Source organism: Acidovorax sp. sic0104 (assembly GCF_019219095.1).
Classification (GTDB): Bacteria; Pseudomonadota; Gammaproteobacteria; order Burkholderiales; family Burkholderiaceae_C; genus Acidovorax.
Genome location: NZ_JAHUWH010000007.1, coordinates 149,825 through 173,030, shown reverse-complemented (window position 1 = coordinate 173,030; position 23,206 = coordinate 149,825). Strand labels below are relative to the sequence as shown.

Below are 23,206 nucleotides of genomic sequence, written 5' to 3'. Positions count from 1 at the left end.
AACATATTCGGATTATTTCTTAATACACCCTGGATATGTAAACGGCATTTTTTTGTTATCCACATAACAGTGCTCAACTCCATCCTCACGGACGGCCTCAGCAAAATCAGTAATCTTGTTAGTGTTTTGAATCCAGCCTTCGGCCGTTTTAATCGCTCCGGCTCGCTGGTCAAAAACTCCCTCTTCGTCCTTGGCACGGCCCACGGTCATCGTCGCTTCGATCTTATTTTTCGAAACGCCGAAGTTGGTGCGAGGGTCAGCGGTATTGAGCAAGCCGCTTTCCACCAGGGTGTCAGTCCACTCCGTCAGGTCAACCTGGGACCAGTCCACCGCCGCCAGCTCGAATGGCGTAAAGCCGCCGCAATTGATGTTGCACTGCCCCAGTGACTCTCCGCCAGGACCGGATCGGTATCCCCTGGGACGGTTGCCCGCCAGATTCTTCTTGATGATCTGCTCGGACATGATTCGGGCAACGATTGACTTGTAGCAGCAATAGAGCTGGCGCTTCTCAACGCAGCCGAGGATTGGCACCTTCTTTGCACAGCAGGAATCCACGAACGTGCACAGCTTCCATTTCTCGTTCATCCCCCACTCATACTCCTCCTGCTTACAGGCAAAGATGATGTGGCCGATGAGTCGCAGAATGGAATAGATCTGGAAAGCCATTGCGATGTTTTCCAGCAGCGCGGACTGCGCGTATCGAGTTGTGCCGTCAGCCATTACGTTTTCAGTAAAGAACATCGCCGACAGCTCTTTGCCCCCCATCTCCCCCCCAATCTGCTTCAGGACCTCGCTCGCCGACTTCATCAAAGTCTGTTTGAAGGCGTCAACGATGCCGGAGATTGAGGCCGCCTTGACAGGCGCATCCACCGCCACGGCGGCTGGTGTACTGCCGACTGCACCGCCACTGCCGAACCTGCCGAACAAGTTGTCAAAACCGGCCCGGAAAGGTGTCACCACCTTGTCGGTAATGAAGCCCGATGCACTCTCCAGCATGTTCTCCACTGGCTTGGCGATCTCACCGAGGTACTCCGCCGACTGGTTGTAGGCGTCGTAGTTCGACATGAAGCTCTGGAAGGTCTCATTCCGGGTGATCTTGTAGAGCGCGTAAGTAGCCTTCAGGTAGTCGATCCAAGACGGAGCCCCGCCAGCGCCATCCTTCGCCTCTTTGCAGCAGTTAGGAGTCAAGCCGATCTGGTTGCCGATCGGGATCTTGCAGTACATGGGCTTGCCGCCAAACACTATGGGCGTGCACGCCTGGTCTACGCTCGTGGGCGCTGCGCCGGTCTCTGCGCACACCATCTCCGAGATCATGAAGTTGAGGGCTTCCATCCCACTGGCGGCCTGCGCAAACTCGCCTCCATGAGAGCCAGCAAGGTTTGGCCTGTGGCACTCGGTGCCCAAGCAGCGCATAGCGCCCGAGCAGGAGTCGCCCAGCTCCTCCACAACAACAGGCAGATTGGACTGCTTGGTCTCGCCGCAGTCGTATGCCAGTGTTGGGTTGTAGCACTGACCGGTATACAGTCCCTCAAACCGGGTATCGCAGCTGTCCAGCGCCGGCACGCGCTTGCACATCCCCGATGACTCAAGCGGCGTTCCTTTCGGGTCCGTTGCAATGTTGCAGTCAGTGCCCCACTCCTCCTGTCCCTTGAAGAAGCGCTTGAGGCGCCCCCCGTCGTCCATGGTCGCGCAACTCGTGAACGACTCGCCCTGGGCTTCCCAGCACATCTTGTCGTCGAGCATGGTTAGACCCGCTCCGGTGGGCGTAGGGTCTGCGCTGTTGCCACCCTCATAGTCTGGGAACACTGCGGTCGAGTCCGTGCCCCATTTCTTTAGGAGACTCACGATCCCACTGTTGGGCAGGCCTGGTCCGAAGGTCACACCACCTACCGTGCGCGTGGCAGAGGTCGCCACGCAGGTGAGCTTGCCGCCTTTGCAGAATCCATCCGCCACGAACTGCATGTACTTTTCGCAACCGGCGAAAGTGTTGATCGGCACGTTGTAGGCCTTGGCCATCAGCCTGACCTGGTGCAGGGACCCATTGCCCGAGGCGGACCCACTGGGCAACCAGTTGGCCGATGGCTCACCGTAGTGGGTGAAGGTGCCAGAGCCGCCGTCCTGCACGTACACACGGTCGAAGGCGTAAGTTTTCGGGTCACCACCCATTGGGGTGTGCGTGTATTCGACGTAGTAGCCCTCACTCCCACCCTTGGGATCGTCAGGGATCTCGGTCGAGCAGTTCCCGCCTGGGCATGTCGCGCCCCCCATGATCGTGAAGTCCGTCCGGATAGGGCCCGCGACATTCGCCGGGTCCTTGCGGTAGGTGAACAATGGGTTGCCATCCGTGTCCTGGATCTGCTTTCCAGTCTGCGGGTCGATGATCGGCACCTTGATCTTCATGAAGGCGCGAACAGTCGCAAAGTTGTGCTCGCCCACATAGGCCAGACCGAATGACCGCTGGATGTTCTTGCAGCCCTGGGGATATGGGTTGATGAGTGTCTCGGAGCACGTGTTGATGTCGGGGATACCGTAGGGCTTGCCTTGGTTCACCTCGATGCGCGATATCGCATCACGCCGGCAACTGCCAATCAGCTCCTTCGCCTTCTCGCTGCTGGTGGCATTGAGCCCACGGATTACGCCCGACGTCACTCCCGTGTCCGACGCGTAATCCTTGCGCGATGCGTTCACTGCCAGCGTGTCATTGATCGACTTCCCATAGCGACGATCGTTGGGATTCGCTTGGTCGTCATACATGAGAGCGATGTTCGATCCGAAGGAGCCGGGGCACCAACGGATCATCGTTCCATCGGTCGCTGGCACCTCGCAGGACTGCGGTGGGTCCTCAGGACAGGGCACACCATCGGGCACCTCGTGGTAGTTCACCTCGGTCTGGTACAGGTCAGCCGACATGTACAGTGCCGAGGCCCCGTACGGAAGCGTGTAGCCCAGCACGGGTGTCCAGCCATCTGAAGGAGAGCCATAGCTCACGAGCCCCTGGTTGTGAATGCGCTGAAACCCGCCCGCGCCGTTCGACATAGCCCACGAGTGGTTGTATGTGAAGAAGTTGCGGTTCTTAGGGTTGGAGTACGGCGTGTAGGTGTACCGAATCGCAAAGGTCTCATCAACCTTGTCCCACCAGGTTGTGGCCGACGCGCCCAGAGTGGCCACGCCCATCTTGACTTGGCCGCGCTTGTATGTGCTCGGCTTAGTGATGATCTGGTACTCGACGGGATTGGTACCGGGGATGGGCTCTTTCACCAGATCGAAGAACTCAACCTTCAGAATTCGGTGGTCCGCCGAGGCTGGAGCGCGGTCGATGTTCTGGATCGTCACCGGCATGAACTGGGTGCGCCGGCACCCATCACGGCGCAGGTTGCGCTTGTTCTGCTCCGCAAGTGATTTGGCCTTCTCGGGATTCGCGTAGATCTCTCCTCCCATCTGGTTCAGGCGGTTGACCTCGCTGCTAGAGAAACCGGAGACCACTTCATTCAGGTTCACCCGATTGGTGGTCGTTTGGGTCACCCCCGGCTCCACCTGGTTTGTGACCAGCGTCTTGTTGCCGGCATCCATCTGCCCGTAGACGGACACACCGATACCCGAGCCCGACTGGGCGCCGCTCACCATCTCCTGCTGGGTGCGCGGCTTCACGCGAGCGGCCTGCCGCTCGGCATTTGCCTGCTCGTTGGGGTCCGCGACGACCTTAGGGGCGCGCACGGGCGTTGCATCCTCCGTGAGGTTCGGCGTGCGCAGCTGACCGGTACCCTGATAGCTGCCGCTCAGAATCTTGGCCGCGCGCTTGTTGATCAAGGTGTCGCTTGTGGCCTGGTCATCTGTCCCAAATTCCTTGCCACGCGACGTGGCCGCCTCGATTTGCGCGGTCGTGGGCTCTTGGTTCGGCAGCGCCTGGGCATAGGCCATCGACCACATCGCCGGCATGACCCACGCGGCCCAGCCCAGCATCAAGCCAGCGCCGAAGCGCATCGGTTTGGAGATTCCGGTATCCATTTACTTCGCTCTCAAGGGGTTGCGCCGAAGCAGCAGTCGGTCCACTGGAAAATCAGGTACGAGTGGTCTTCACCTGTCGCCGGCACATCGCGCCAGACGCCCCACGCCGCAGTGCTGGATCCTGTTGGGTGGGTGCAGGTACTGAACCGGGAAGGCGGGTTCACCTCCTGAACTTGCGAAGTGGTCGCGGCTGGGGGCGGCGCTCCGGGCAGGCGCCCATCCGACTCTGGCGAGGGCGCCAGGAGCTGCCACCGGTAGGCGTCTTTCCGGATGATCGGCCGCATCTGCCGTTCGCAGAGGCTGTCATTGCCGATGGTTTCGTTCAAGAAGCCCAGGCGGTGCATCAGGGAAAGGCCTCGAACGGCCGTCAAGCTGGTGAAGCCCACGTTGTCTTTCATATTGCCCACGCCGTTCCCGAAGAAGCCCGTGATCGGGTAGACCGGTCCCCACGCCCCGGCAGTCCAGAACATGTTGTTGATGGGCTTTCCAGCCGTGGATGCAGCAGCGTCAATGGGCATCGCGAACAACGAAGTGGCGTTCGCGAAGAGCAGCATCTCGGGGTTGATAAACGTCGTGTAGCGGCCAAGGACGTCATTCCAGTTCGGGTAGAGGGGCGACGCCTGGATCAGGTCGAAGTCGGTCAAGCCGTCCGATGGGCACGCGCCGTCGTCGAGTAAGCGCAGGAGGTACACGATGGGGAAGCTGTAGAGAACCCAGTTCGCGAACGCTTCCTGTCTATCGTTGCGGCCCCGGTTCGCTCCGGAGTTCAAGAAATCCACTCCTGCCACCGGCATCTCGATCCCGCCCAGCGATGGCATGCAGTAGGGCTTGCGGGTAACGTCCATGATCTTGGAGGGCGCCCAAAAGCCGATGGTGAAGCCAATGCGCGGTAGCTGGCCCTTCTTGATGTCCCCTCCGCACGCGCAGACCACCTTACGGGTGGCGTCGGCAGGAACACCGGACTTTCCGCTCATGAAGGTCCCGCCCGCGAGTCGAATCGGAAACATGCCCGACCAGCAAACGTCGGAGAACATGGTTTCCAGCGGGTTGTAGCTGTTGCAGCCGATGTTCAAGGCCTCCCCCTGTGCGTGGGCAGGCGCGGATGGGCCAAAGGAAAGTGCCGCTCCCAGCACCAGGGAGGCGATCGCACCCAGGAATTTCATCAACGGTTCTCCGGGTCGAAGGAGGAAATACGAAGGCGCTTGCCGTCCTGCGTGACGATGGAAGGCACAGAGTCCACACCCATGCGCTCGCTGAGCTTGGCCAACCAGGGGTACACCGGCCGCTTGAAGGCGTTGCCCAACTCGGTGGTGATCGGCAACCGGGAGTTGCGGGGCGCAAGTTCGCTGCCGATCACGAACAGATCAGCGTCCTTGAATTCGGGACGCTGGAGCCAGCCGCGCACCATCTTCACCTGGCGTGTATCCGAGGCGTCGAAGACGATCACAGGCACCTGCAGGCGCGTGTGGTCCAGGAGATTCAACGTTTGGCCGCCTTGGGCGAGCACCGTCTCGGCTTGGCCATCCTGCCCCGGCGCAGTGATGTCGTGCGGCACGGAGAATGTCGGCGTGTGGTAGCGCACATCGCTGCGGTTAGCGGTTGGGAGGTCGAAGCCTGGCTTGAGGTTGTTCGCCATGCGCGTTTGCGCGCGTGCCAAGACCGGGGCCCAGTCAAATTTCTTGGCGCGCTCCTCGATAACAGCGAGGATGTCCGGCTCAGCAATGGCGTACAACTCGCCCACCACCTTGCGGCTACGGCTGCGCACGTTTTCCTTGGCGGCATCCAGGCTCTGGGCGCCTTGCACTTCGAACCACTTGTACTGCTCTTTAACCAGAAACACCGGCACCGCCTCCACCTTGTACGTGCGGAACGCATTCGGGTCCACTTCCAGGGCTATGTGATCGCTATAGGGGTCCGGGAACAAGCCACGCAGCTTGCTCACCAGCGGCCCCAGCTGCTGCGGTGTGAACCCGCGCACCACGAACCGAACCTTGCCCTGCGGGAACTGCATCGCCTGGGCGAAGAGGTGGCGCAGCACGCCCTCGGGCATGCCAGCCGAGATGAACACCTGCATCTCGTAGTCCATCGCCACGGACTCGCCCTCCTTCACGCCAGGAATGGCCTCGCGGTGCCGGTTGAAGGTGTCATTCATCCATTGCGCGGGGGCACCCCGCGACGCGCCGAAGCCCAGATCGCCGAGGGTCGGGCTCGCAGGCGCGGTCTGCAGCGGCACGGCATGCGCCGGGGCGCGGTCAGCCCACGGCATCCGGACAGACTCATCTGCCGTAAATGCGGTACCCGTGCACAGTGCCGCAAGCACGCTACAGCAAAGGTATCGCGTAACCAAGAACTTGTTCACGGCGCAGTGTTCCCCAGTATCTAGAATCAAAACTCTCTTTGGTGGTGCCCATCAGGAACATCTCGTGTTCTCCCATCACCGAGTCGCGGTCGAAATCCCCGGGCGCTCTTCCTGGAATGCTCTTGGCGAGCCAGAGGCGTTCGGTGTGCTGCTCGTTGATCCACAGCTCGGTGCCCTGAATGCGAACCCGGTCTCCCTCTGTGGCCATCACCTTCTTGACGATGCGATCGCCCTTGCGAGCGCCTACCCCCATCCCCGTCTCGGGCATCCTCGCCACCACGTAGTCGCCCTTCAGCGGTGTCGCGCGGTCCGGCTTGTGCCAGAGGTACACCAGCGTGGGCATGCACGCTGGCTCTCCAATGAGGCGCTGGACGTCAATTCCGACTCGAAAGCCAGCAGCCTTCAGCCCCACGACAGAGACGGCCACAACGAGCAGAACGGCCAACAGGAGGCTCGAAATGAACCGTGAACCTGGACGAGGCGCAGGCTTGGTGCCCGCTGGGGGCAGCAGTTCTGCGGAATCCATTTCAGGGCTTGTCCTTGGCGTCGGCCGGTTGCTGCATAGCGCCGGACTTGATCAGCTTCGCGCGGATCTCGTCGGTTAGGTCCAGCACAGTTTCCGGCGCCGCCACGAGCGAGTCTTTTCGCAGCACTACCTTGCCGGTCTCATCCGCCGTCGTCTGAAGGGCTTTGATCAGCTCGTCACTGAACTTCTCGGTCTTGGCAGGCATCTCAGCCGGCGTGATCTCGCCCTTGCGCACCAGGTCGCCGAGCGCAAGCATTTCCTCCCTTGCCAGTGCTTCGACGTTGGCCACGAGGAATTGGGGCTCCGACTTGCCGCCAGCACCGGTCAAGCCAAGGGCTGGACCGAATTTCAGGACGAGCAATACCATGGCGAGTGACACGATCACGACTACGAGTACGTCGATCGCCAGGGCGGAGAGCCCACCCGAGGCGCGCTTCACCTCGGACGGTTCGGGAGGAGTGGTTTCGATTGGAGCTTCTGTTGTCATTTGGAGTAGTGCTTAGCCGTAGGTAGCGATGTAGTCCTCGACGGCATCGACAGGGTCTACGCCCTTTTCGATGGAGTTGATAACCTCGGTTCGCTCATTGCCGCTGGTGGAAAAGAGGACCTGCGTGAACCGGTCAACGACCAGGCGCGCGAGACCCATGCCCTGGTCCGTGTACATGAGCACCTCGCTGTACTTTCCGGGCATGGAGTGCACGGTCCCAAGGAGGTAGAAGCCGTATTCACCCAGCGCGAGGTACTCGTTCTTCTTGACCTGCTGGATGGTTTCCGGGTTCTGGCGCAGGATGAACTTGAATGCCGAGTTCGCGGCAATGGCCACGCCGGACGGAGAGCCGTAGAGGTCGGCAATAGACTGGGTAACCACGATGGCCGAGCCGCCGTACTTTCGAAAGCGCCGGTAGGCGTCTTCCATGAAGCGGGAAATGATCGGATCGTTGAGAAGATCCCAAGCTTCGTCGATGATCAGGATCTTCGGACGCCCGTCCGTCGAGAGATACATCTCCCGCTGAATCGAGGAGATCAGCTGCATTAGCACCAGTTGCTGCAGCACCTTCTTGCCCTTCAATTCCTCAAGCTCCAAGACCACCATGTCCCGGTCAAGGTCGATGTTGCTCTTGCCATCGAACCAGTAGCCTTCCGAGCCGTTGCGGGTGAACTGGAACAGCATGTCCCCGATGTCTTTCATTCGGGGGTCATCCTGCAGGGACAAATACTCAGCGATGTCCGTGATGGTGGTGGCCTGGGCCTTGGTTCCCCACACGGACTTGATCGCCTCCTCCAGCCGCGAGCGGGCCCAGTCCTCCAGCCCGTCCACTGGAGCTGCCATCTTCTCGATCAAGGCCTTGATGAGGCCGATCTCCTCATCGATATCCACCACCCGCGAAAATGGGTTCAGGCTGAGACCGGAATCCGGGCCGAACTCGATGAACGAGCCGCCAAGCATCTTTGCAAGCTTGAGGTAGGAGCGCCCAACGTCGATCACCCAGACCTTCGCGCCCATCGATAGATAGTCGGCAATCATGGCTTGCGTGAAGAAGGATTTGCCCGAACCAGCGGCGGCAAACACCACGCCGTTGTAGTTGGTTGGGCTGTCGTACAGGTCCAGACTCATCACCTGACCGCGCCGGCTTTGAAGAAGCATCGCGTGGCCCGTGCCCGGCTTGCCTGTCGCGGTACCCTTCCACTCTCCCAGCATCGGGGAGAAAGTCATCGCCTGCTCAACGGCCAGCGTCTTGAAGCGGAAAGTGTTCTTGATCGACTCGGCGGTGGGGAACAGCGGGAACGAATTCCAGAACGCTGGAAGCATGACGCGCTTTTCTTCGCCCATGTTGAAGTCGAACGACTGCATGTAGGTTTTGAGCGCCGCGATCTGACGGATGCACTCCTCGCGCTCCCGGCCGTAGACGTTGATAGTGAAGCAGGCCTCCACCACCGTGGCACCTTGTTCCACGGCGTTAACGAGTACGTCCAAGCCCTGCTTTTTGAACAGTAGCTTTGGCACGAAGCGAAGCAGTGGGCCGAACGCCTGGTAGTTCGTGAAAGCCGATTTCTGCTTGATCGTGGAGCGCTTGCTGTACTGCTCCGGATAGTGCAGGGTCAGGTTGATGTGGTACGGCAGCTTTATCTGGTTGTTGGCGCCGAGCGGGTCGCCCAGCATGTATGCCATCAACGAAAGGTCATTTCCCTTGGGCCATCGGCCCACCGATAGCATCTGGGCTGTCGTGTCATCGTTGAACACCAGGCGGTCCACCTCGACATCGATGCTTTCCCCAGGGACAAACACCTGCTCCTTGAGCAGCTGGTCCGATCGCACGCTGTCGGTCTTTGGGGGCTCAAATGGGTGCGTGAGTCGGTACGCCAGCGTGAGGTACTGCTGGTCGGTCATACGGGTCAAGAACAGGCCTACCACCTGCAGCGACTCCGCGAGCTTTGCGCCCGACTCGGCCACCGCGTCCATGTCCCTGTCGGTCGGAAACATTCCCGTGAACGGGATTTTGAGGGTCACGAACACCTTGCGATCGAGCATTTTCACGCCCACCGTGGGAATGTTCGATTCGGAACGCGCTTTGGATATGAACTCTGCCCGCCGATGAGCGTATTCCTCTATCACGCGGCGCGTAACGGGGTTCTTCAGGCGGCTGACGCCTTGCTGCCTGCGATCCCGATAGGCCGCCACATGACGGTCAATGTCAGGCATCCCAATTAGGGACACCTGAATGAAGCTGCCTTCTGGAAGCGGAAGCGAAAATGCACTTCTGAGCATGTCCGCCGTTTGGTCATCAGCGCCGTTCACTGGATCACCCCAGTAGCAGACCCCGAGATACCCGTCGTCGAGGAAAAATATCCCCGTCTCCGGGTCATACGAGTTCACTGGAAGGAACGCGTCCGGGTTGATCCGCTGGGCCGCCCTGCGGATGTTGTCGTGAACTGCTGACATTGGTTTCTCTCCCCGCTGTTGCTCGTTTCCGAGGCTTTAGATCTGGTTGACGATGGCGACACCGGACGACACAACGCCGTCGATCACGCCAGGGCCAAAGCCAGCTGTCAGGGCCATTGCGATGCCCACCACTGCTGCAATCACCGATTGCTTGATCACGCCAACGCCCAGGCCTACCAGCAGCGCGGAGACGCCCAGGACCTTGCCCAGCGTGCCGTTGGCCCAGCCAGTCAGCTGGTCATAGACCTGCGTGAACTCGGTGCCACCGGCTCCCGCGTGGGCCTGGATTTGGGCCATAGCGATGAAGAGCGCGAAGGCCAGGAACGCGAAGTTGAAACGGGACGCGTCTGCGTCGCCCCGGCGGTTTTGTTGGTAGAAACGCATGGAAATTTCCTTTTTCAGTTGATGGATTTAGGGTTGGCGAGGGAGAAACTGGGGAGGCAGGCCTTGATGGCGGACCTCTTGCTCACCGAACGCCCAGCGGCGCGTGGTGACTTCGGAATAGACGTAGCCCGACCAATTCAGGTTGTCGGATTGATCGGTCCATGGAGCGATCCAAATGCGCATGACCTGGCTGGGCTCGCGCAGCGGCTGAGGCGCCGGATCACCGGCCATGAGCATCTGGGCGGAAGGCGCCAAGACGGCGAGGTCCATGCGCAGCTCTTCGCGCTGTTCGCCCTTCTTGTCGCGCTTGCCATCCGAGCCCTTGCTGCTGGACTGCTTCCATGACTCGGGAGTGCGGCCGTTCTTGACGCTGGCGGGTGCGTGGTTCGTCTGCGAATACACCTCCAGGGGCGTGGGGCAGTCGCTGTTGTTGTCGCAAGCGAAGTCGGAGTTCTTGGCCGTGTTCAGCGAAGAGCAGCCGACGAGTGCGAGGCAAGCGGCCCCCAGGGCGAACGCGAGCGCGGAGCGGAGTTGAGTGGTCATAGTCATTGCCAGCCGAGGCCGTTTTCAAAGGTGGGCTTCTTCGCGTTCGCCACGCCAGCTGCAATGCCTGCAGCGGAGTGCTGCGCCATGCCGAGGGCTGCGTTTGCGGGGGACGGGGTTGCACGCGACTCCTGGTGGACGTCGTCGTGATCGCGGCGGGCGTTGTTGCCGCGTTGCTTTTCGTTGGGGTCAACGAACTTCTGAAGATTGGTGGAACCCTTGAGTGGGAGGTTCGTGCCGCGCGTGACGATGATGGTGGCGACCTCGCCTGCCGGCACTTCCACCACCGGGAAGGTTTCCTTGGCCATGTCCAGGTAGAACTTGGCAATCATGTTTGCGGAGGAAGAGATCCCTCCTGCAAGGCCGGATTGCCCCACCGATGACATCGACTCGGACTGATAGAGGTTTTCGCCCTCGGCCGGATTGATGTTCAGGGAGGGGACGCGCGAGCGAGTCAACGCCTGGCCGACGCCACCGAGTGCCCCCGCCATCAGGGTTTGCGCGATCATCTGACCCTGCTTGCTCACAAGACGGCCCTGGATGCCCACCTTGCCGTCAGACCCGACGATGTATGCGTCCAGCTTGTTCTCGATGACCTGGCCATCGGCACGCACGCAAGAGAGACTCTCGGCCCGCGCCATTGCTCGTTCGCTCGACAACTGCCCATAGCCTGCAGCCATCAAAAAGCACTCGCGAACATCGATTGATGCGAAGTTCGGAAGCAACGCCTCGCGCTTAACGCGGATCACGATCGGCGTGGGGTTCTTCTGCGCCACCGAGGAAGTCGGCGCGTCCAAGCCATTCAGGAGCACGCCTGTGAACATCGAACCGGCCGGGATGAACGCTCCTTCGGGTCCCTTCACGGCTTTGGCCGCGACCTCAGGCTTCTTCACCACCTCCGCCACCTGGGTGGCGGTCAGCTCACCGCGCGCGGTGACCACGCGAATCCGGCTGGCTGACGGGTTCTCAGCTTGTTGGGACGCAGCGGCACCACCAGGAGATGGCATCGCGGGCTGGACGGGCGCCGCAGGCGCATCGGTTGCCGCATGCGCCACCGATGGCGCCGATGGCGGAGGTGGCGGCAACGTTGGGGGGCGCGACGTCGGAGCCTCGAAGACACTGGTCTGTGGCGTCAGGGATGGGATGTCGAGGGCCGTGTCCACTGAGGACAGTTCGTCATCCTTGTTCGCATCTTTTTTGCCGGAGCCGTTGCCGTCGCTGCCCTGCTTCGCGAACTTTCGGAACAGTTCCTCCTGGCCCTTCTTCAGCGCCGCAAGCTCAGTGGACATGCCTTCCACGCCCGTCGTACGCGCGGGCGAAACGACCGTCACCTCAGGCTTTTCTGCGCGAGGGCTCTTGCGGGCCTTTTTCTCGCTCATGGAGGTGATAGCCACGCTCACGCCCAGCACGATGGCAATCGCGCCCACAACCATGATGGTCCGCCGCTGGCGGGGCTGGAGGTTGTTGAAGCTGTCTGCGATGCTCATTGGGCCTCCCCGCCGTAGCTCGCTGCAGCCTTCGGCTTGTCAGCGAGCAAAAACACGTAGCTGTGCTCGCCTGGTGCCAGCGAGATGCGCGGGAAGAAGCTCACTGCCTTTACGCCCTTTCGATAGAAGGCGGTCTCCAGTAGGTCGATCCGCTCCTTCCCGGCGTTGAGCAACTTGTAGCGATAGACGTCCACCACGGAGCCTGCAAAGGAAACCTCGGGCTCCACTTCCAGCGTTCCCATACGCGCGACGCCACCTTCCAGCGGCACAGGAGAGAAGCCGGTGATTCGACCGCGCACCGCCTGCGTCATCAGGGTGCGGACGAAACCCGTGTAGTCACTGGCGCGGGGGGCGAGGATCTCGGCCTCTGCGTCGGAAGGCGCTGCCGCAAGGTTCTGTACCGTGCGCAGGTCTTCCAGCTTGACAATCAGGTTCTGGCCCGGGATGTCCTGCGCCGGGATGATCGTCAGGCTGATCGTCTGCTGCGTATTGGCTTCATCCGCGATGAACAGACCAATGGGCTTGTCGCCAGCAGGCGTGTAATAGATGTCGCTGCCGACGACCTTGTAGTCGGACGCGCTGGTGTCAATCACCATCGGCGACTTGAACGGTGTCGCAATGCGGTTCAGCAAGCGGCCCGACAGGCGGACGATCTCATTGACGCCATTGCGTGTGTGCAGCACAAAAGGCTTGAGCGAGGGGTCGTCCTTCTTGAGCCCGGGGAGGTTGATTTCCTTCTGGATTGGATCCAGAGGCTCGCCGCCCGCCTTTTGAGCTTCGCCAATCAGCTTGTTGATGTCGGCCGTAGGCTTGCCCAGCGGGCCTGCCGGCAGCGTGACCGGCGCGGCGGTGCGGACGGCCTTGCTGGAGCCGGTTCCGGCGCGCTCTACGAACCGCCCACTGCCCTGCCCCGCAGCGGGTTCGGCGGCCGGTGCCTGGACAGCAGCTGGGCTTGCTGCGACGGGTGCGGCCTTCGCGGCGTCGTCTGCAGCAATCGCGCTCCAGGCAAAGCCCAGGGCGAGCGCAAGCGCGAATAGTTTCTTGACCAACGCCATGCCTTACTCCTTCTTTTCCTGGGGCGCGCTTGCGGGGGGATTCGCGGATGGCGAGGCGATATCGGCTACCGGCTCACCAGCACCGGTCTTTCCGGTGTTCATGACTTCGAAGTCGGAGGCCGTGGGACCGACGACCGCAGCCTTCTGAGCCTTCCAGCGGTCGGGAAGCGCGTGCTCTGGGATGGCCTGGCCATCGCGGCTGGACTTCTGCACCCACCACGTCACAGTGCGAGGCACGTTGCCTTCGTAGCTGGTGAAGTGGGTGACGTATGGACGGCCCTCGCGAATCACCGTGCCTACTTCGTAAGTGACCTGCTTTTGGTACTTCTGCGAGCCCGCCGTGGACGTGACGATCGTTCCGGTGATGAAGACGCGGGTGGTCTCCGCTTCGTACTGCACTGACGATGGCAAGAAGCTGATGACCGAGCCAGACGACTTGAAGACTGGGTCCTCGATCACCGCGAGCAACTGGCGGCGGAAGTCGTTGTAGATCGCGGGGTCCATGAAAACACCCACCGAATCGAGCACCACGGAGGAGGACTTGGGCTGGATGTTTCCGACCAGCGTGGCCATGTATAGGCCGAAGCTCTTGAGGTACTCCTTGTCCGCCCCCGCCCAGGCGATCTGCGCCTTCTTGTCGAGGTTCGGCGGCACGAGCACCACGCGCTCACGCATGTTCGAGACGGTGATCAGGGCATAGACGTTGCCGAGTCCCAAGATCAGGTTGGAGACGAGCAGGACCACGGTGATGGCCTGCAGCTGCTTCATGTTGCGAAGCATGTCCATAAACTTCATTTCACTGCCTCCCGGATTGCGCCATTGGGGAACTTCTTGTTCATCCCCATGAGCCCGCTCCACCAGGCCATGTGGAACAGAACGCCCGGCATGTTGTTGGTCTTGAATCGACCAAATACCTTCACGAATACGACGGTCAGCACGATGCCCATCAGGAGTTGGTCCCACATGAACATCACGATGAAGATCGTCAGAGCTGGGAAGAACTCGTCCACTTCCCAGAAGAAAAACTGCAGCTGGTCATCTACGTAGTCGGGGATCGGGCGCTCTTTCATTTACCGACCCTCACCAGAACGATGGCGTTGGCGCGCTGCTCGTACTTGCTGCCGCCAAGGACCACATTCGCCGTGTTCAGGCCCTTTTCCTTGAGTCGCGCTGACAACGTCCGCCATGCATTCGTCATTTCGATTTCGCTCGTTTCCGTCATCCGTCCTGAATTAAGGAATTCGACGTAATAGCGATTAGCCGGAGCCGAATGAAACCGCTGCAATGAAAGTTGACCCTCGACCGCCAATTCACCGGCAATGACTGCGAATTGTTGGACTTCGACAAGGCTGGCTAGCGCCTTGGAGCCTTGGCCAGAAAGGGAGGCGATAGAAGCGCCATTCACGCGCTCTGTGGAGCGCTGCAGCTTGCTCTTGGAGAGATCGACGCCGGAGATCCAGCGGACACGCTCCTCGGGGCCTATGACCGTCTGCTCGGCCGTAGAGAGCACGAATTCAGAGGTGTTGGAGGGGGCGACCGTCGTGCTGACGGTCTCCACGTTGCGCTCAACCCAGGTCTTGCGAGGGACTGGTTGCTCCACATCGATGAACCTTGGCGCGCAACCGGAGCAGATCGCTCCGATGGCCATAACGGCTAGTAACTTCAAAGGCCCCGATTTCATTTCTTGCACTGCTTTTCGTTAAGCTGATGCAAGGAATAGTAGGTTTGGGGCCTATCAAAAGTGCTCCAAAAAGACGCCCGAAATTGCAGCGTATTCAGGAAGGTGGCGGATCAATCATCGCGAATGGACTGCCACAAATGAACCGACTAATTGACCGCCACCGGAACGGTGGAAATCGCGCCTAAGTCCGTTTCGATCGTGAGCAGCAGATCCCGCACACGGCTGTTCGCAATCCAGTCCTTCGTGACGAGGAACGACTTTGATGTGGCCTTCTGTTCTGTGCCATCCAGGCGGTAAGTCCAGGTGAGGGTTTTGATGTAGCCGACAGGGACGGTGCACAGCGGCGTGATCAGTACGCCGCTGGTGGTAGAGGCTTGCTTGATCTCGCACTGCGCCACTGGAGCAGCTGACACAGGAACAGTCATCGCCTGCTCTCCGTAGTTGCCCGCTTTCGTAATCGTCCTGATCGCCACTTCGTACGTGCCGGCGTCGGCGAAGGAGACGTAGTTGCCCGAGCCCGTGAACTCGCCGACCTTCGCGCCGTTGATGAGCACCTCGTTGCGAAGGAACGAGTCCCCACGAGGCATCTCATTGATCCGCAGGCTCACGTAGTACGTGCCTGGTGCGTAGTATGCGGCCCCATACTTCGAGACGATGGATGCCTGGGTCTTGACGCTCGCGGCCGGCAGAATCGTGAACTCGTCCGAGAGCACGTTCACAACGTTCCCGCGTGTGTCCGCGACTTGCACGGCGAGTTGGTAGGAGCCATTCTTGCCAATGGTCAGCGTGCCGGCAGTATCTGTCCCGGAGGTCCGCGCCACATCTTGTGGGAGTGCCCACGTGTAAGTCAGCGGTTCACCGTTGAGTGTCTTCAAGTCGAAGTCCGGTGCTTCCACGTAATACTTCACGAGCGCTGGCACGTCGAGCAGCGTGGGCTGCAATCGGATTCGCCAGTTTGTCGGCCACGTGTAGGTCCAAGCTTTGAAGCCCAGCGTGGCCACCGTGGTCTCTTCCGGGTACCCCTCGACGTACGTGTAGTAGCTGAGCGCCGTGTCGCCTGTACGCGGAGTGAACGACAGTTCAGTCCCTTCCACCCGCGTTCCGTCCGGTAGCATCCAGTAGCCAAGCACCTTGTAGGCCTTGCTGGAGCCGGTGGGTACAACATCGTTGATGGTCGCCTTGTAGCTATAGGTCTTACCAGCTTCGAGGTAAGTAGGGCCAGTTATGCTTGCCCGTGCCGCCAGCGGATTGACGGCCTTGACGCCTACGGTCTTAGTGACGTTCGCAGCTGGGTTGTCCGGCGCATCCGCAGCGCGCCCGGATACCTCCACAACGTAGTTCTTCAGCTCCGTGGGTGTGAAGCTGAAGGACTTTCCGGTCTCACCGCTCACCTCCGTGTAGCCACCCGAGGTAATCATCTTCCAGATGTAGGACGCCTCGAATCCCTGGTCGGCCTGGACTTCCAGGGTCACGGGGCGGTTCACCTGGACCACGCCCGGTGCCTTGATGCTGAACGAGGGGACCGCGAACGCGTGCAAGGTGATCGGCTCGGTGACGTACTCGGCCCCCGAATACTTGTTGATCAGAACTGCACGGTAGTTCGCCTTCCCCACCTCGGCCACGGTAGCGGTGTAGTTCACGCCGACATACTCGGTGGTGTCATTGCGCATCACGCGCTCCCAGCCTCCGTCAGCCTTTTGGCGCTCCCAAGACACCGCCTTCACCGAACTGAGCATCTTGCTGTTCTTGAGGTTGGCGTTGATGGTCTGCACGAAGGGCGCCTTCCCGCTCGTGCTGCGCGAGGAGAGCGTCGCCTCGATGTTGTCGCCCACGGCCGTCACCAGAGCGCGGGTCTTGCTCACCACGGAGCTGTTGGAGATGAGGCCAGTTCCGTCCACCATCTTTGCCTCGGCGACGATGTATCGGGTGCCGGCGCTCAGTCTGCCCAAGTTGATAGTAAAAGCACCATCCGGTCCCACGGCCACGGGAACACCAATGGGGGTGTCGCTCTTCTCTTCGCGGACAAATACCTGCCAAGCTCCCATGCCTGCCGGATCGAAGACCAGCGACTGGCCCTTGGACAGTCCCACCTGTCCCGAGATGACTGTGTCCGCCTTGTCGTGGGACGTAAATGCCTTTTCAAGATCGACGATGGGCGTGAGGGGTACGCCGACGAAGTCCAGTTCCTGCTCGACGCGAAACTCCGGCGCCTTTTGGTACCAAGACTCCACCTTGACTTTGTAGTTCGCCCAAGGCTGCTCAGCTTGTAGCTGGAGGGCCACGTTGCTTTCGGCAATCGAGCTATACACGTCCTTCGTGTTATCGGTGCCCGGGTAGGTGATCCGGGTCATGATCTCCCGGTACCCACCTTTTACGTTCATGACACCCAGCGTGCGTGCTTGGGCGCGGTCTACTGTCGCGAAGAACTTTCCTGGGTACTGAGCCGCGTTTTTTGCGTAGATGGGATCGAGCAGGCGATCATTTTTGAAGGCGAGTTGGATCGGCACCGGAGTGGTGCCTACGATCGTCATCGACTTGGTACCCGTCTTGGACGGGTAGAAGGCCGTCTTGCGGGTTGCCGGGTCGGTATAGACCACCCCTGGTGTGAAATCGAATAGGTTCGGCCCCACGACTGGCACCGAGCCACGCAGTGCGTTCGCCGCGTACGGGTTGTATTTGAGGCCTTCCGGGAGGTCCCCGAACTTGATCGCGCAGTTCACTCCCGAGGTCTGGGACAGCATGTAGTCCGGGCGGACCATATTGAGTGTCTGGCAGGTATCGGGTGACCCTTCATCCAGCTTCGCGGCAACGTCGAGATCCTGGACCTTGATGGCAACCGTAGTCGTCGATGCCCCCACCGCGATCTTGGCGGCCGGATCCCAGCGCTTTGAAACGAGGTGAATGTTGGGGGCGTCCGGGAGATTCACCCAGAGCTTGACTGTCTGCTGCAACTCGGTGTCGCCATCGTCGCGCACAGCGAGCGGGTACACCCCTGCCACGCTTTGCTGACGAGCCAGGTCCAGGGCCTTGCCGGGTTCGAGCTTCTCACCGTTGAGCTGGGTGTTGGAACCCTGAATATCGTCCACCACTACGGGAACCGAGGTCACATCCAGCGACCGATTGTTCAAGGGGTTCGACGGCGACATGCGTGTGGTGATGCCCGGGAAGTCCTCAACGATGGGCAAAGACACTGGCACCGCCAGGACCGGACGCTTGTAGACGAAGTCCACGGATTTCAGAAGCTGCCCGGCAGCGCTGGGGAGAGACGCTTGGACTTGGTAGGTTCCGTCGCGCAGCGGTGGGTAACCGGTTGCCGGAATGACTCCGTTGGCCGCCTTCCCCATGCTCAGTGGAACGGACGTGCCGTCAGACTTCACAAGGCGGAAGGGACTGTCCCCGCTGCTGATGTTGAAGGCGGCGCGCTCATTGGCCGACTCGATGGGAAGCTTGGTGAGCCCGCTCACCTTCATGTTCACCTTCACTTCCTGAACCGTGTAGCGGCCTGGCGGCAGTGACGCCATGAAGACCTGCGCGATGAACCCAGAGTTGACCATTTCGTACTGGGCTGGCGTGATCGTGCCCGTGATTGCAGCAGCAACCACATCGGGTCTCGCCTCGGCCCGCTGGATCGGCAGCTTGTAGGTGGCCAAGCTGTCTTCATTTCGCACCAGCACGTATGCCCCGCCCCCCTCGACAAAGCGGTCGCCTGAGTCCATGTCAAAGGCAAACCCGCGAATCGTCAGGATGCCTGTCGTGGGCAACGTCGTATTGCTGTCCTGGCAGACATTGATGTCGTTGACCAGACAGGCACCAGAGACCAGCGCGGCGTGGGCCAGGCCGAAGTGGGTCATGCCATAGGCCAGGAGAAGCGCATACGGGATGTGCTTGAGCGACGTTGCGTTTTTCATGGGGTGGCTCCCGCTTTGGTGGGTTCTGGACGAGGGGTGGCGCTATGCAAGGCTGTCAGCTCTTGGCCGCATCCTTGAGCGCCTTGGCGATCTTTCGGGCGTACACGTCCTGCTTGGAGGGTGTAACGGCGTTGTAGGCCCCAACTGCTTGCCATGTGAGGCCGTAGCGAGCAATGTTGTGAGCCAATACCCAGGCGCCGATGTTCGTGTTGATGCAGGGATCTGCGAGGTTCTTCGCGTCTATCCCGTACTTGGCCAAGGTGGGCAACCAGCTGCTGTTGATCTGCATGTGCCCGATGTCCGTCGAACCGTTTGTGTTCGTGTTGCGGGCATTCGCGTTGCCATTCGATTCCACCTTCGAAATGGCCTTGAGGAGCGCGACGGGGACTTGGTAGCGCTTGGCGGCCTCGTCGAAGCATGCCGCGTTGGCGTTGACGGACAGGAGTGTGAGTGCGGCAAGAATCCAGACTTTCATCCCATCGATGCTAGGGATTCAGCCCCGGAAAACACCCTGGAAACGCGCCCTCGTTAGCAGCGTTTCCGGTTTCCTGGGTGGCGAATTCGATTCAAGAGCGTGGACGACTGAGTTAAGTCCACGGCCCCCCGCAAGCCGCCCGCGATTCCACGCGTAGCCAAAGAGTACTGGTCAATGGCGGCGACACCTGGCTGGAGGGAGCCCAGAGCTGCCTACGCAGCCCTCCGCAAGGCTTCTTGGCTGGCGAAGAATGCGATGCCGGGTGGAGTGAGCGCAGCAGGAATCTCGGAGGCGGCGCGGACGTCGCACCAGTAGCCCTGGAGCTCGTCCACGCCGAGTTCCTTGGCCTGGCTTGCCTGGATAAGACTCTCAATTCGCTCAACCACGAGTGTGGACTTGGTGTGGGCTTTCAGGCGGTCAATGCGCCCTTCTCTTTCCACCTTGATGATCTCCGGCCGCATCGTCTTGATCGCATCCATCTCGATAGGCGTTCCCGTCACGTCGTCCAGGGCGATGATTCCACCGAACTTCCGGATTGCATCGACCATGAGGTGAACCTTGTGCAGCACCCTGTCATCGTTGAGTAGATGGTTGCGCTCTACCAACTCCACGACCACTCCGGGGCACATGCTGCCTGCCATCGCATCGATCCACTTGGTGTGCACCAGCGAGCTGATCTCAACGTTGCAATGGATACGCTTCTGGTAGCCATACTCTCGCGCCAGAATTGCGGCGTTCTCCACCGCCCTGATGTCCACGTCAAGCATGGCTTGTGGGTCCTGGTATTGCAGGGTGCTGCGATGCAGCAACTCCAGGCCCACGAAGCGATGGTCGCTGTGCGCTTTGACGATAGGCTGTGCCCTGAAGTGTTCGGACACACGCTGTATCGGGCTGATGGCCCTGTGTGCCCTCGCTCTCACATGCGCTTTTGCATATTCGAAATCCATAGCCACCCCGCAATTCCGATCGAGACGTAGATGAGCGGCGCAATCAACATCGTGATGTGCCACGGAATGAAGACCCAAAGGATGAGCACTCCCAACGCACCCTTCATCATGTCGATGCCGTACTTGTGCATCACAGGGCTTTGGGAGGAGAACATGGCTTTGCGCTTTTCGCGCTGGTAGTGGCCATCCATGTACATGGCGATGAGCAGTGGGATCGCAAAGACACCCCACATCAACATGAAGCCGCCGCGATAGAAGATCACGTGGGTCCAGATCAGCGCCGCGTGCAATCGCTGCGCGAGCCACCCATCGATCTTGGCGTTGCCGCTGAGATGCAATGCATCGAGCGATGAGGAGGCCTCGCTGTTCGCCCACTGCAGGAGGTGCAAGATTTTCATCATGATCCAGAGGTCGGTTTCTTCCCCCAACCAAGACATGATCTGGTTCTGCTCGCTCGCGCGCACCATCTCGAACACCTCAACTGGTATGAAGACCAAGGCCGCCATTCCTCCGAAGATGACGATCACCATGGCGATCGACGCAAAGGAGTGCTTGTTCTCTTTCTGTGATGTCGCCATCGGTCACTCCGTCACCAGAATGGAGAGGCGTCCCTTGATCGTCTTGCCGCCAGACAATCGCGCGAAGTAGTGCAGTGGCGCCAGCTCGCTCAACACCCCAGGAGGTATCAGGTCGGCTTCCTCAAGGGTTGCAGCCTCCTGGTAGCTCGCGTTGTAGGGGTCGTGGACATTCGCGTCGATTCCGTGGCCATACTTCACGGACATGCTGCGCGCCTTGATCTTCGGGATGCCGTCCGAGATGTACTTTTGCGTTTCCGAGTCCAGCACCCGCAGCGTGATCTTGTTGTTGGTGTTCGCCAGGACTTGGCGAGCCTTGTTCTCGTCGCCCAGGCGAGCAGCGAAGTCGGCGAAGGTCTGTGTGGCGATGAACATCCGGAACCCCGCGCCGCCCGCTTTGTTGAGCAGCTGGATGGTCGGGTTGTTGATCACCTCCGCAGCCTCGTCCACGAAGATGTTGACCACTTTCTTGGTCTTGATCCCGTAGTTGTAGAGGTCGCCGGCAACAGCGGTCATGTCGGCCAGAAACATGGAGCCGATGGCACTGCCCACGGTTCCATCCGCGAGGCTGTCCAGGCCGAGATAGCAGACTTGATCGTTTCGAATGATCCGGGCGAAGTCGGTGACCTGCTTCTTGTGGCCCACCTCGAAGTCGGGAGAGAGCAGATCCTTCAGCGGATCGCTGGTCAGCATCGAGAGAATTGGAATCAGCGAGGCAACCATCTTCCCGAAGTGGTCGCGGTCGTGATGGAAGGTCGAAATCAACCCCCCGAGGTCCACGTTAGGGTGCTCATGAACCACGATCTGTTCGTAGAACTCGATGTACCCTTCAAGTGGGTTCTTCGGTTTCTTCCTGACGTACGGCTCCGATTTTCTTTCCCACTCCTCCGGCATGTGACGCCGGAAGTGTTCTCGGAGCGCCTTCAGCAGCAGCTCGTCGGGGCCGCCTTCGATGTAGCGTCGCAGCTCGACCAAATTTGGGCGCTTGCCAGTGGCAATCAGGCCGCCCACGATGTCATTGATGACCTTCCAGCCGAACGCTGTGAAGGGATCAGCGCCAGTTTCCGAAGGGATCAGTGCCGCGACGCGGCTGGCAAGCTCGGTTTTCCGGTTCCAGTTCCTCAGCGGATCGATGCTCGCCGACTTCTCAGGATGCGCGGGGTGGAAATACACAAAGCGCTCAGATTGGCCAAGCACCTCACAAACCCGCCTGGCGTTCTCTGCCAGCCCATGGTCGCCCTTCGGGTCGATGATGATCACGGGCTCGCCCCGGGCAATCGCTTGCCCGATCAGCAGGTCGAAGCATCGGGTCTTGCCCACCCGCGTAGTCCCGACGATGAGGGTGTGCCCGTCCAACATGCTCATGTCGATGAGCACGTCCTGTTCCCTGGCCAGCCCATGTAGCCAGTAGGCCCCGTCCTTCGCGGTGGCCTCTCGGCCCAGCTGCGCGGCTACCCCGCCACCGAGTAGCGAGTGCATGGTGTTCGCCTCGATGTCAGTCCACTGGAAGCCTTCGCCCAGCCAAAGGTGGTTTGTCTTCGCCGCCTGCTGGGCTTTCTGGATCAGCTCAGGGACGGTGATGAACGACTTCGTCGTGCAGAGGGCCCTGGCCTTCACTTTGCGCCGGGCATACGCCTTCGCGCCACGGTATGCGCCCGCAATTGCGCACGTTCCAGCCGCTACTGCAGCAAAGGATGTAGGCAATGGCAAAAACGCTCCAGTTGCCACACAGCCTGCAGCCGCGCCGAGCCATCCCAACGCCTGGGGCGCCTCGTAGATGGGGCGCCACGGGTTGTCAAAGTCAAAGATCTCTTGCTTCATTGCTGCAAGAAGCCCGCGATGTTCGTGGTTTGAATCGCGCGAACCATGAAGATCTTATTGGCATGCTTCTTCACTGACTCAATCGCATTCGATGACGATTCATCGACTTTCGAATCGACATCCTGGGCAAGCTGTTGAATGAGAGCCTTCTTTGCGCGCTCATAGGGAATGATCGGTACGGAAATGAGAACGCGCCGAAGCTTGGCTCCGGCAAAGCGATCAGATCTGCTGTTCCAATTGGCCACGCATTTCGTGGGGAACCGGGTTGCGAACATGCGCAACTCCTCGTTCTGCAGTTCGCACACCATGACGTACCCGCCCTGAGCTGGGCTGGCGTCAGGGACGCACAATGCAATCTGTTCGGGCGGGCCTTCATAAAGCCACACAGTGTTCTTCGATGCACTCATGGCTTCGAAGATATCAATCAAGGTTGAGCAAACCACCCTAGAAAAACGACCTGTGAGGGAGTCTTTCGCTGGGGGCGATGAACCTGGCCGCA

At 60.3% G+C, this 23,206-nt stretch carries 19 protein-coding genes; all 19 read right to left on the bottom strand.

Annotated features, from left to right (window positions below):
• Positions 1-12: 12 nt before the first annotated feature.
• The 19 genes from traN to KW835_RS13435 all read right to left on the bottom strand — a co-directional run bounded on the left by traN (position 13) and on the right by KW835_RS13435 (position 23,114).
• Positions 13-4,005, bottom strand: coding sequence for a conjugal transfer protein TraN (gene traN / locus KW835_RS13525; RefSeq protein ID WP_255593527.1), 3,993 nt, complete (start codon positions 4,003-4,005; stop codon positions 13-15).
• An 11-nt stretch (positions 4,006-4,016) separates the two neighbouring features.
• Positions 4,017-5,168, bottom strand: coding sequence for a TraU family protein (locus KW835_RS13520; RefSeq protein WP_218383151.1), 1,152 nt, complete (start codon positions 5,166-5,168; stop codon positions 4,017-4,019).
• The gene (locus tag KW835_RS13515) at positions 5,168-6,271 is read right to left on the bottom strand and encodes a TrbC family F-type conjugative pilus assembly protein (protein WP_255593526.1); all 1,104 of its coding nucleotides are present in this window, start codon (positions 6,269-6,271) and stop codon (positions 5,168-5,170) included. Before KW835_RS13515 ends, KW835_RS13520 begins: the two co-directional genes overlap by 1 nt.
• 55 nt (positions 6,272-6,326) lie before the next feature.
• Entirely contained in the window at positions 6,327-6,890 is a 564-nt protein-coding gene (locus KW835_RS13510) for a S26 family signal peptidase (RefSeq protein ID WP_218383150.1), read from the bottom strand.
• 1 nt (position 6,891) lies between these two features.
• Positions 6,892-7,377 carry a TrbI F-type domain-containing protein gene (locus KW835_RS13505; RefSeq protein ID WP_218383149.1) on the bottom strand — a complete coding sequence of 162 codons (486 nt, stop codon included), beginning with the start codon at positions 7,375-7,377 and terminating at the stop codon, positions 6,892-6,894.
• Between the two features lie 12 nt (positions 7,378-7,389).
• On the bottom strand, positions 7,390-9,831 hold the full coding sequence (gene traC, locus KW835_RS13500) for a type IV secretion system protein TraC (protein ID WP_218383148.1): 2,442 nt from the start codon (positions 9,829-9,831) through the stop codon (positions 7,390-7,392).
• A gap of 36 nt (positions 9,832-9,867) precedes the next feature.
• The gene (gene traA, locus KW835_RS13495) at positions 9,868-10,215 is read right to left on the bottom strand and encodes a TraA family conjugative transfer protein (RefSeq protein ID WP_255593525.1); all 348 of its coding nucleotides are present in this window, start codon (positions 10,213-10,215) and stop codon (positions 9,868-9,870) included.
• 27 nt (positions 10,216-10,242) lie between these two features.
• Complete coding sequence (gene traV, locus KW835_RS13490; protein ID WP_255593524.1) at positions 10,243-10,758, bottom strand: type IV conjugative transfer system lipoprotein TraV; 516 nt, start codon at positions 10,756-10,758, stop codon at positions 10,243-10,245.
• Between the two features lie 2 nt (positions 10,759-10,760).
• On the bottom strand, positions 10,761-12,245 hold the full coding sequence (locus tag KW835_RS13485) for a TraB/VirB10 family protein (protein WP_255593523.1): 1,485 nt from the start codon (positions 12,243-12,245) through the stop codon (positions 10,761-10,763).
• Positions 12,242-13,300, bottom strand: a complete 1,059-nt coding sequence (locus KW835_RS13480) for a type-F conjugative transfer system secretin TraK (protein WP_218383146.1) — start codon at positions 13,298-13,300, stop codon at positions 12,242-12,244. The genes KW835_RS13485 and KW835_RS13480 overlap by 4 nt, the downstream gene beginning before the upstream one ends.
• 3 nt (positions 13,301-13,303) lie before the next feature.
• The gene (locus KW835_RS13475) at positions 13,304-14,095 is read right to left on the bottom strand and encodes a type IV conjugative transfer system protein TraE (RefSeq protein ID WP_218383145.1); all 792 of its coding nucleotides are present in this window, start codon (positions 14,093-14,095) and stop codon (positions 13,304-13,306) included.
• Complete coding sequence (gene traL / locus KW835_RS13470) at positions 14,092-14,370, bottom strand: type IV conjugative transfer system protein TraL (protein ID WP_218383144.1); 279 nt, start codon at positions 14,368-14,370, stop codon at positions 14,092-14,094. Before traL ends, KW835_RS13475 begins: the two co-directional genes overlap by 4 nt.
• Positions 14,367-14,981, bottom strand: coding sequence for a hypothetical protein (locus tag KW835_RS13465; protein ID WP_218383143.1), 615 nt, complete (start codon positions 14,979-14,981; stop codon positions 14,367-14,369). The genes traL and KW835_RS13465 overlap by 4 nt, the downstream gene beginning before the upstream one ends.
• A gap of 146 nt (positions 14,982-15,127) precedes the next feature.
• Positions 15,128-18,889 carry a hypothetical protein gene (locus tag KW835_RS26860; protein WP_255593521.1) on the bottom strand — a complete coding sequence of 1,254 codons (3,762 nt, stop codon included), beginning with the start codon at positions 18,887-18,889 and terminating at the stop codon, positions 15,128-15,130.
• A 55-nt stretch (positions 18,890-18,944) separates the two neighbouring features.
• Positions 18,945-19,364 (bottom strand): lytic transglycosylase domain-containing protein, encoded by a 420-nt coding sequence (locus KW835_RS13455; protein ID WP_218383142.1) that lies wholly within the window; start codon positions 19,362-19,364, stop codon positions 18,945-18,947.
• A gap of 212 nt (positions 19,365-19,576) precedes the next feature.
• Positions 19,577-20,242 carry an EAL domain-containing protein gene (locus tag KW835_RS13450; protein WP_218383141.1) on the bottom strand — a complete coding sequence of 222 codons (666 nt, stop codon included), beginning with the start codon at positions 20,240-20,242 and terminating at the stop codon, positions 19,577-19,579.
• A gap of 38 nt (positions 20,243-20,280) precedes the next feature.
• Positions 20,281-20,889 (bottom strand): DUF4400 domain-containing protein, encoded by a 609-nt coding sequence (locus KW835_RS13445; RefSeq protein WP_218383140.1) that lies wholly within the window; start codon positions 20,887-20,889, stop codon positions 20,281-20,283.
• A 3-nt stretch (positions 20,890-20,892) separates the two neighbouring features.
• Positions 20,893-22,707 (bottom strand): conjugative transfer system coupling protein TraD, encoded by a 1,815-nt coding sequence (gene traD / locus KW835_RS13440; protein ID WP_218383139.1) that lies wholly within the window; start codon positions 22,705-22,707, stop codon positions 20,893-20,895.
• Positions 22,704-23,114, bottom strand: a complete 411-nt coding sequence (locus KW835_RS13435; RefSeq protein WP_218383138.1) for a hypothetical protein — start codon at positions 23,112-23,114, stop codon at positions 22,704-22,706. Before KW835_RS13435 ends, traD begins: the two co-directional genes overlap by 4 nt.
• Positions 23,115-23,206: the final 92 nt, after the last annotated feature.

Bases quoted from the DNA above. Each gene is read 5' to 3' on its own strand.
- traN (WP_255593527.1), bottom strand. From the start codon at position 4,005: ATGGATACCGGAATCTCCAAACCGATGCGCTTCGGCGCTGGCTTGATG.
- KW835_RS13520 (WP_218383151.1), bottom strand. From the start codon at position 5,168: ATGAAATTCCTGGGTGCGATCGCCTCCCTGGTGCTGGGAGCGGCACTT.
- KW835_RS13515 (WP_255593526.1), bottom strand. From the start codon at position 6,271: ATGCCGTGGGCTGACCGCGCCCCGGCGCATGCCGTGCCGCTGCAGACC.
- KW835_RS13510 (WP_218383150.1), bottom strand. From the start codon at position 6,890: ATGGATTCCGCAGAACTGCTGCCCCCAGCGGGCACCAAGCCTGCGCCT.
- KW835_RS13505 (WP_218383149.1), bottom strand. From the start codon at position 7,377: ATGACAACAGAAGCTCCAATCGAAACCACTCCTCCCGAACCGTCCGAG.
- traC (WP_218383148.1), bottom strand. From the start codon at position 9,831: ATGTCAGCAGTTCACGACAACATCCGCAGGGCGGCCCAGCGGATCAAC.
- traA (WP_255593525.1), bottom strand. From the start codon at position 10,215: ATGCGTTTCTACCAACAAAACCGCCGGGGCGACGCAGACGCGTCCCGT.
- traV (WP_255593524.1), bottom strand. From the start codon at position 10,758: ATGACCACTCAACTCCGCTCCGCGCTCGCGTTCGCCCTGGGGGCCGCT.
- KW835_RS13485 (WP_255593523.1), bottom strand. From the start codon at position 12,245: ATGAGCATCGCAGACAGCTTCAACAACCTCCAGCCCCGCCAGCGGCGG.
- KW835_RS13480 (WP_218383146.1), bottom strand. From the start codon at position 13,300: ATGGCGTTGGTCAAGAAACTATTCGCGCTTGCGCTCGCCCTGGGCTTT.
- KW835_RS13475 (WP_218383145.1), bottom strand. From the start codon at position 14,095: ATGAAGTTTATGGACATGCTTCGCAACATGAAGCAGCTGCAGGCCATC.
- traL (WP_218383144.1), bottom strand. From the start codon at position 14,370: ATGAAAGAGCGCCCGATCCCCGACTACGTAGATGACCAGCTGCAGTTT.
- KW835_RS13465 (WP_218383143.1), bottom strand. From the start codon at position 14,981: ATGAAATCGGGGCCTTTGAAGTTACTAGCCGTTATGGCCATCGGAGCG.
- KW835_RS26860 (WP_255593521.1), bottom strand. From the start codon at position 18,889: ATGAAAAACGCAACGTCGCTCAAGCACATCCCGTATGCGCTTCTCCTG.
- KW835_RS13455 (WP_218383142.1), bottom strand. From the start codon at position 19,364: ATGAAAGTCTGGATTCTTGCCGCACTCACACTCCTGTCCGTCAACGCC.
- KW835_RS13445 (WP_218383140.1), bottom strand. From the start codon at position 20,889: ATGGCGACATCACAGAAAGAGAACAAGCACTCCTTTGCGTCGATCGCC.
- traD (WP_218383139.1), bottom strand. From the start codon at position 22,707: ATGAAGCAAGAGATCTTTGACTTTGACAACCCGTGGCGCCCCATCTAC.
- KW835_RS13435 (WP_218383138.1), bottom strand. From the start codon at position 23,114: ATGAGTGCATCGAAGAACACTGTGTGGCTTTATGAAGGCCCGCCCGAA.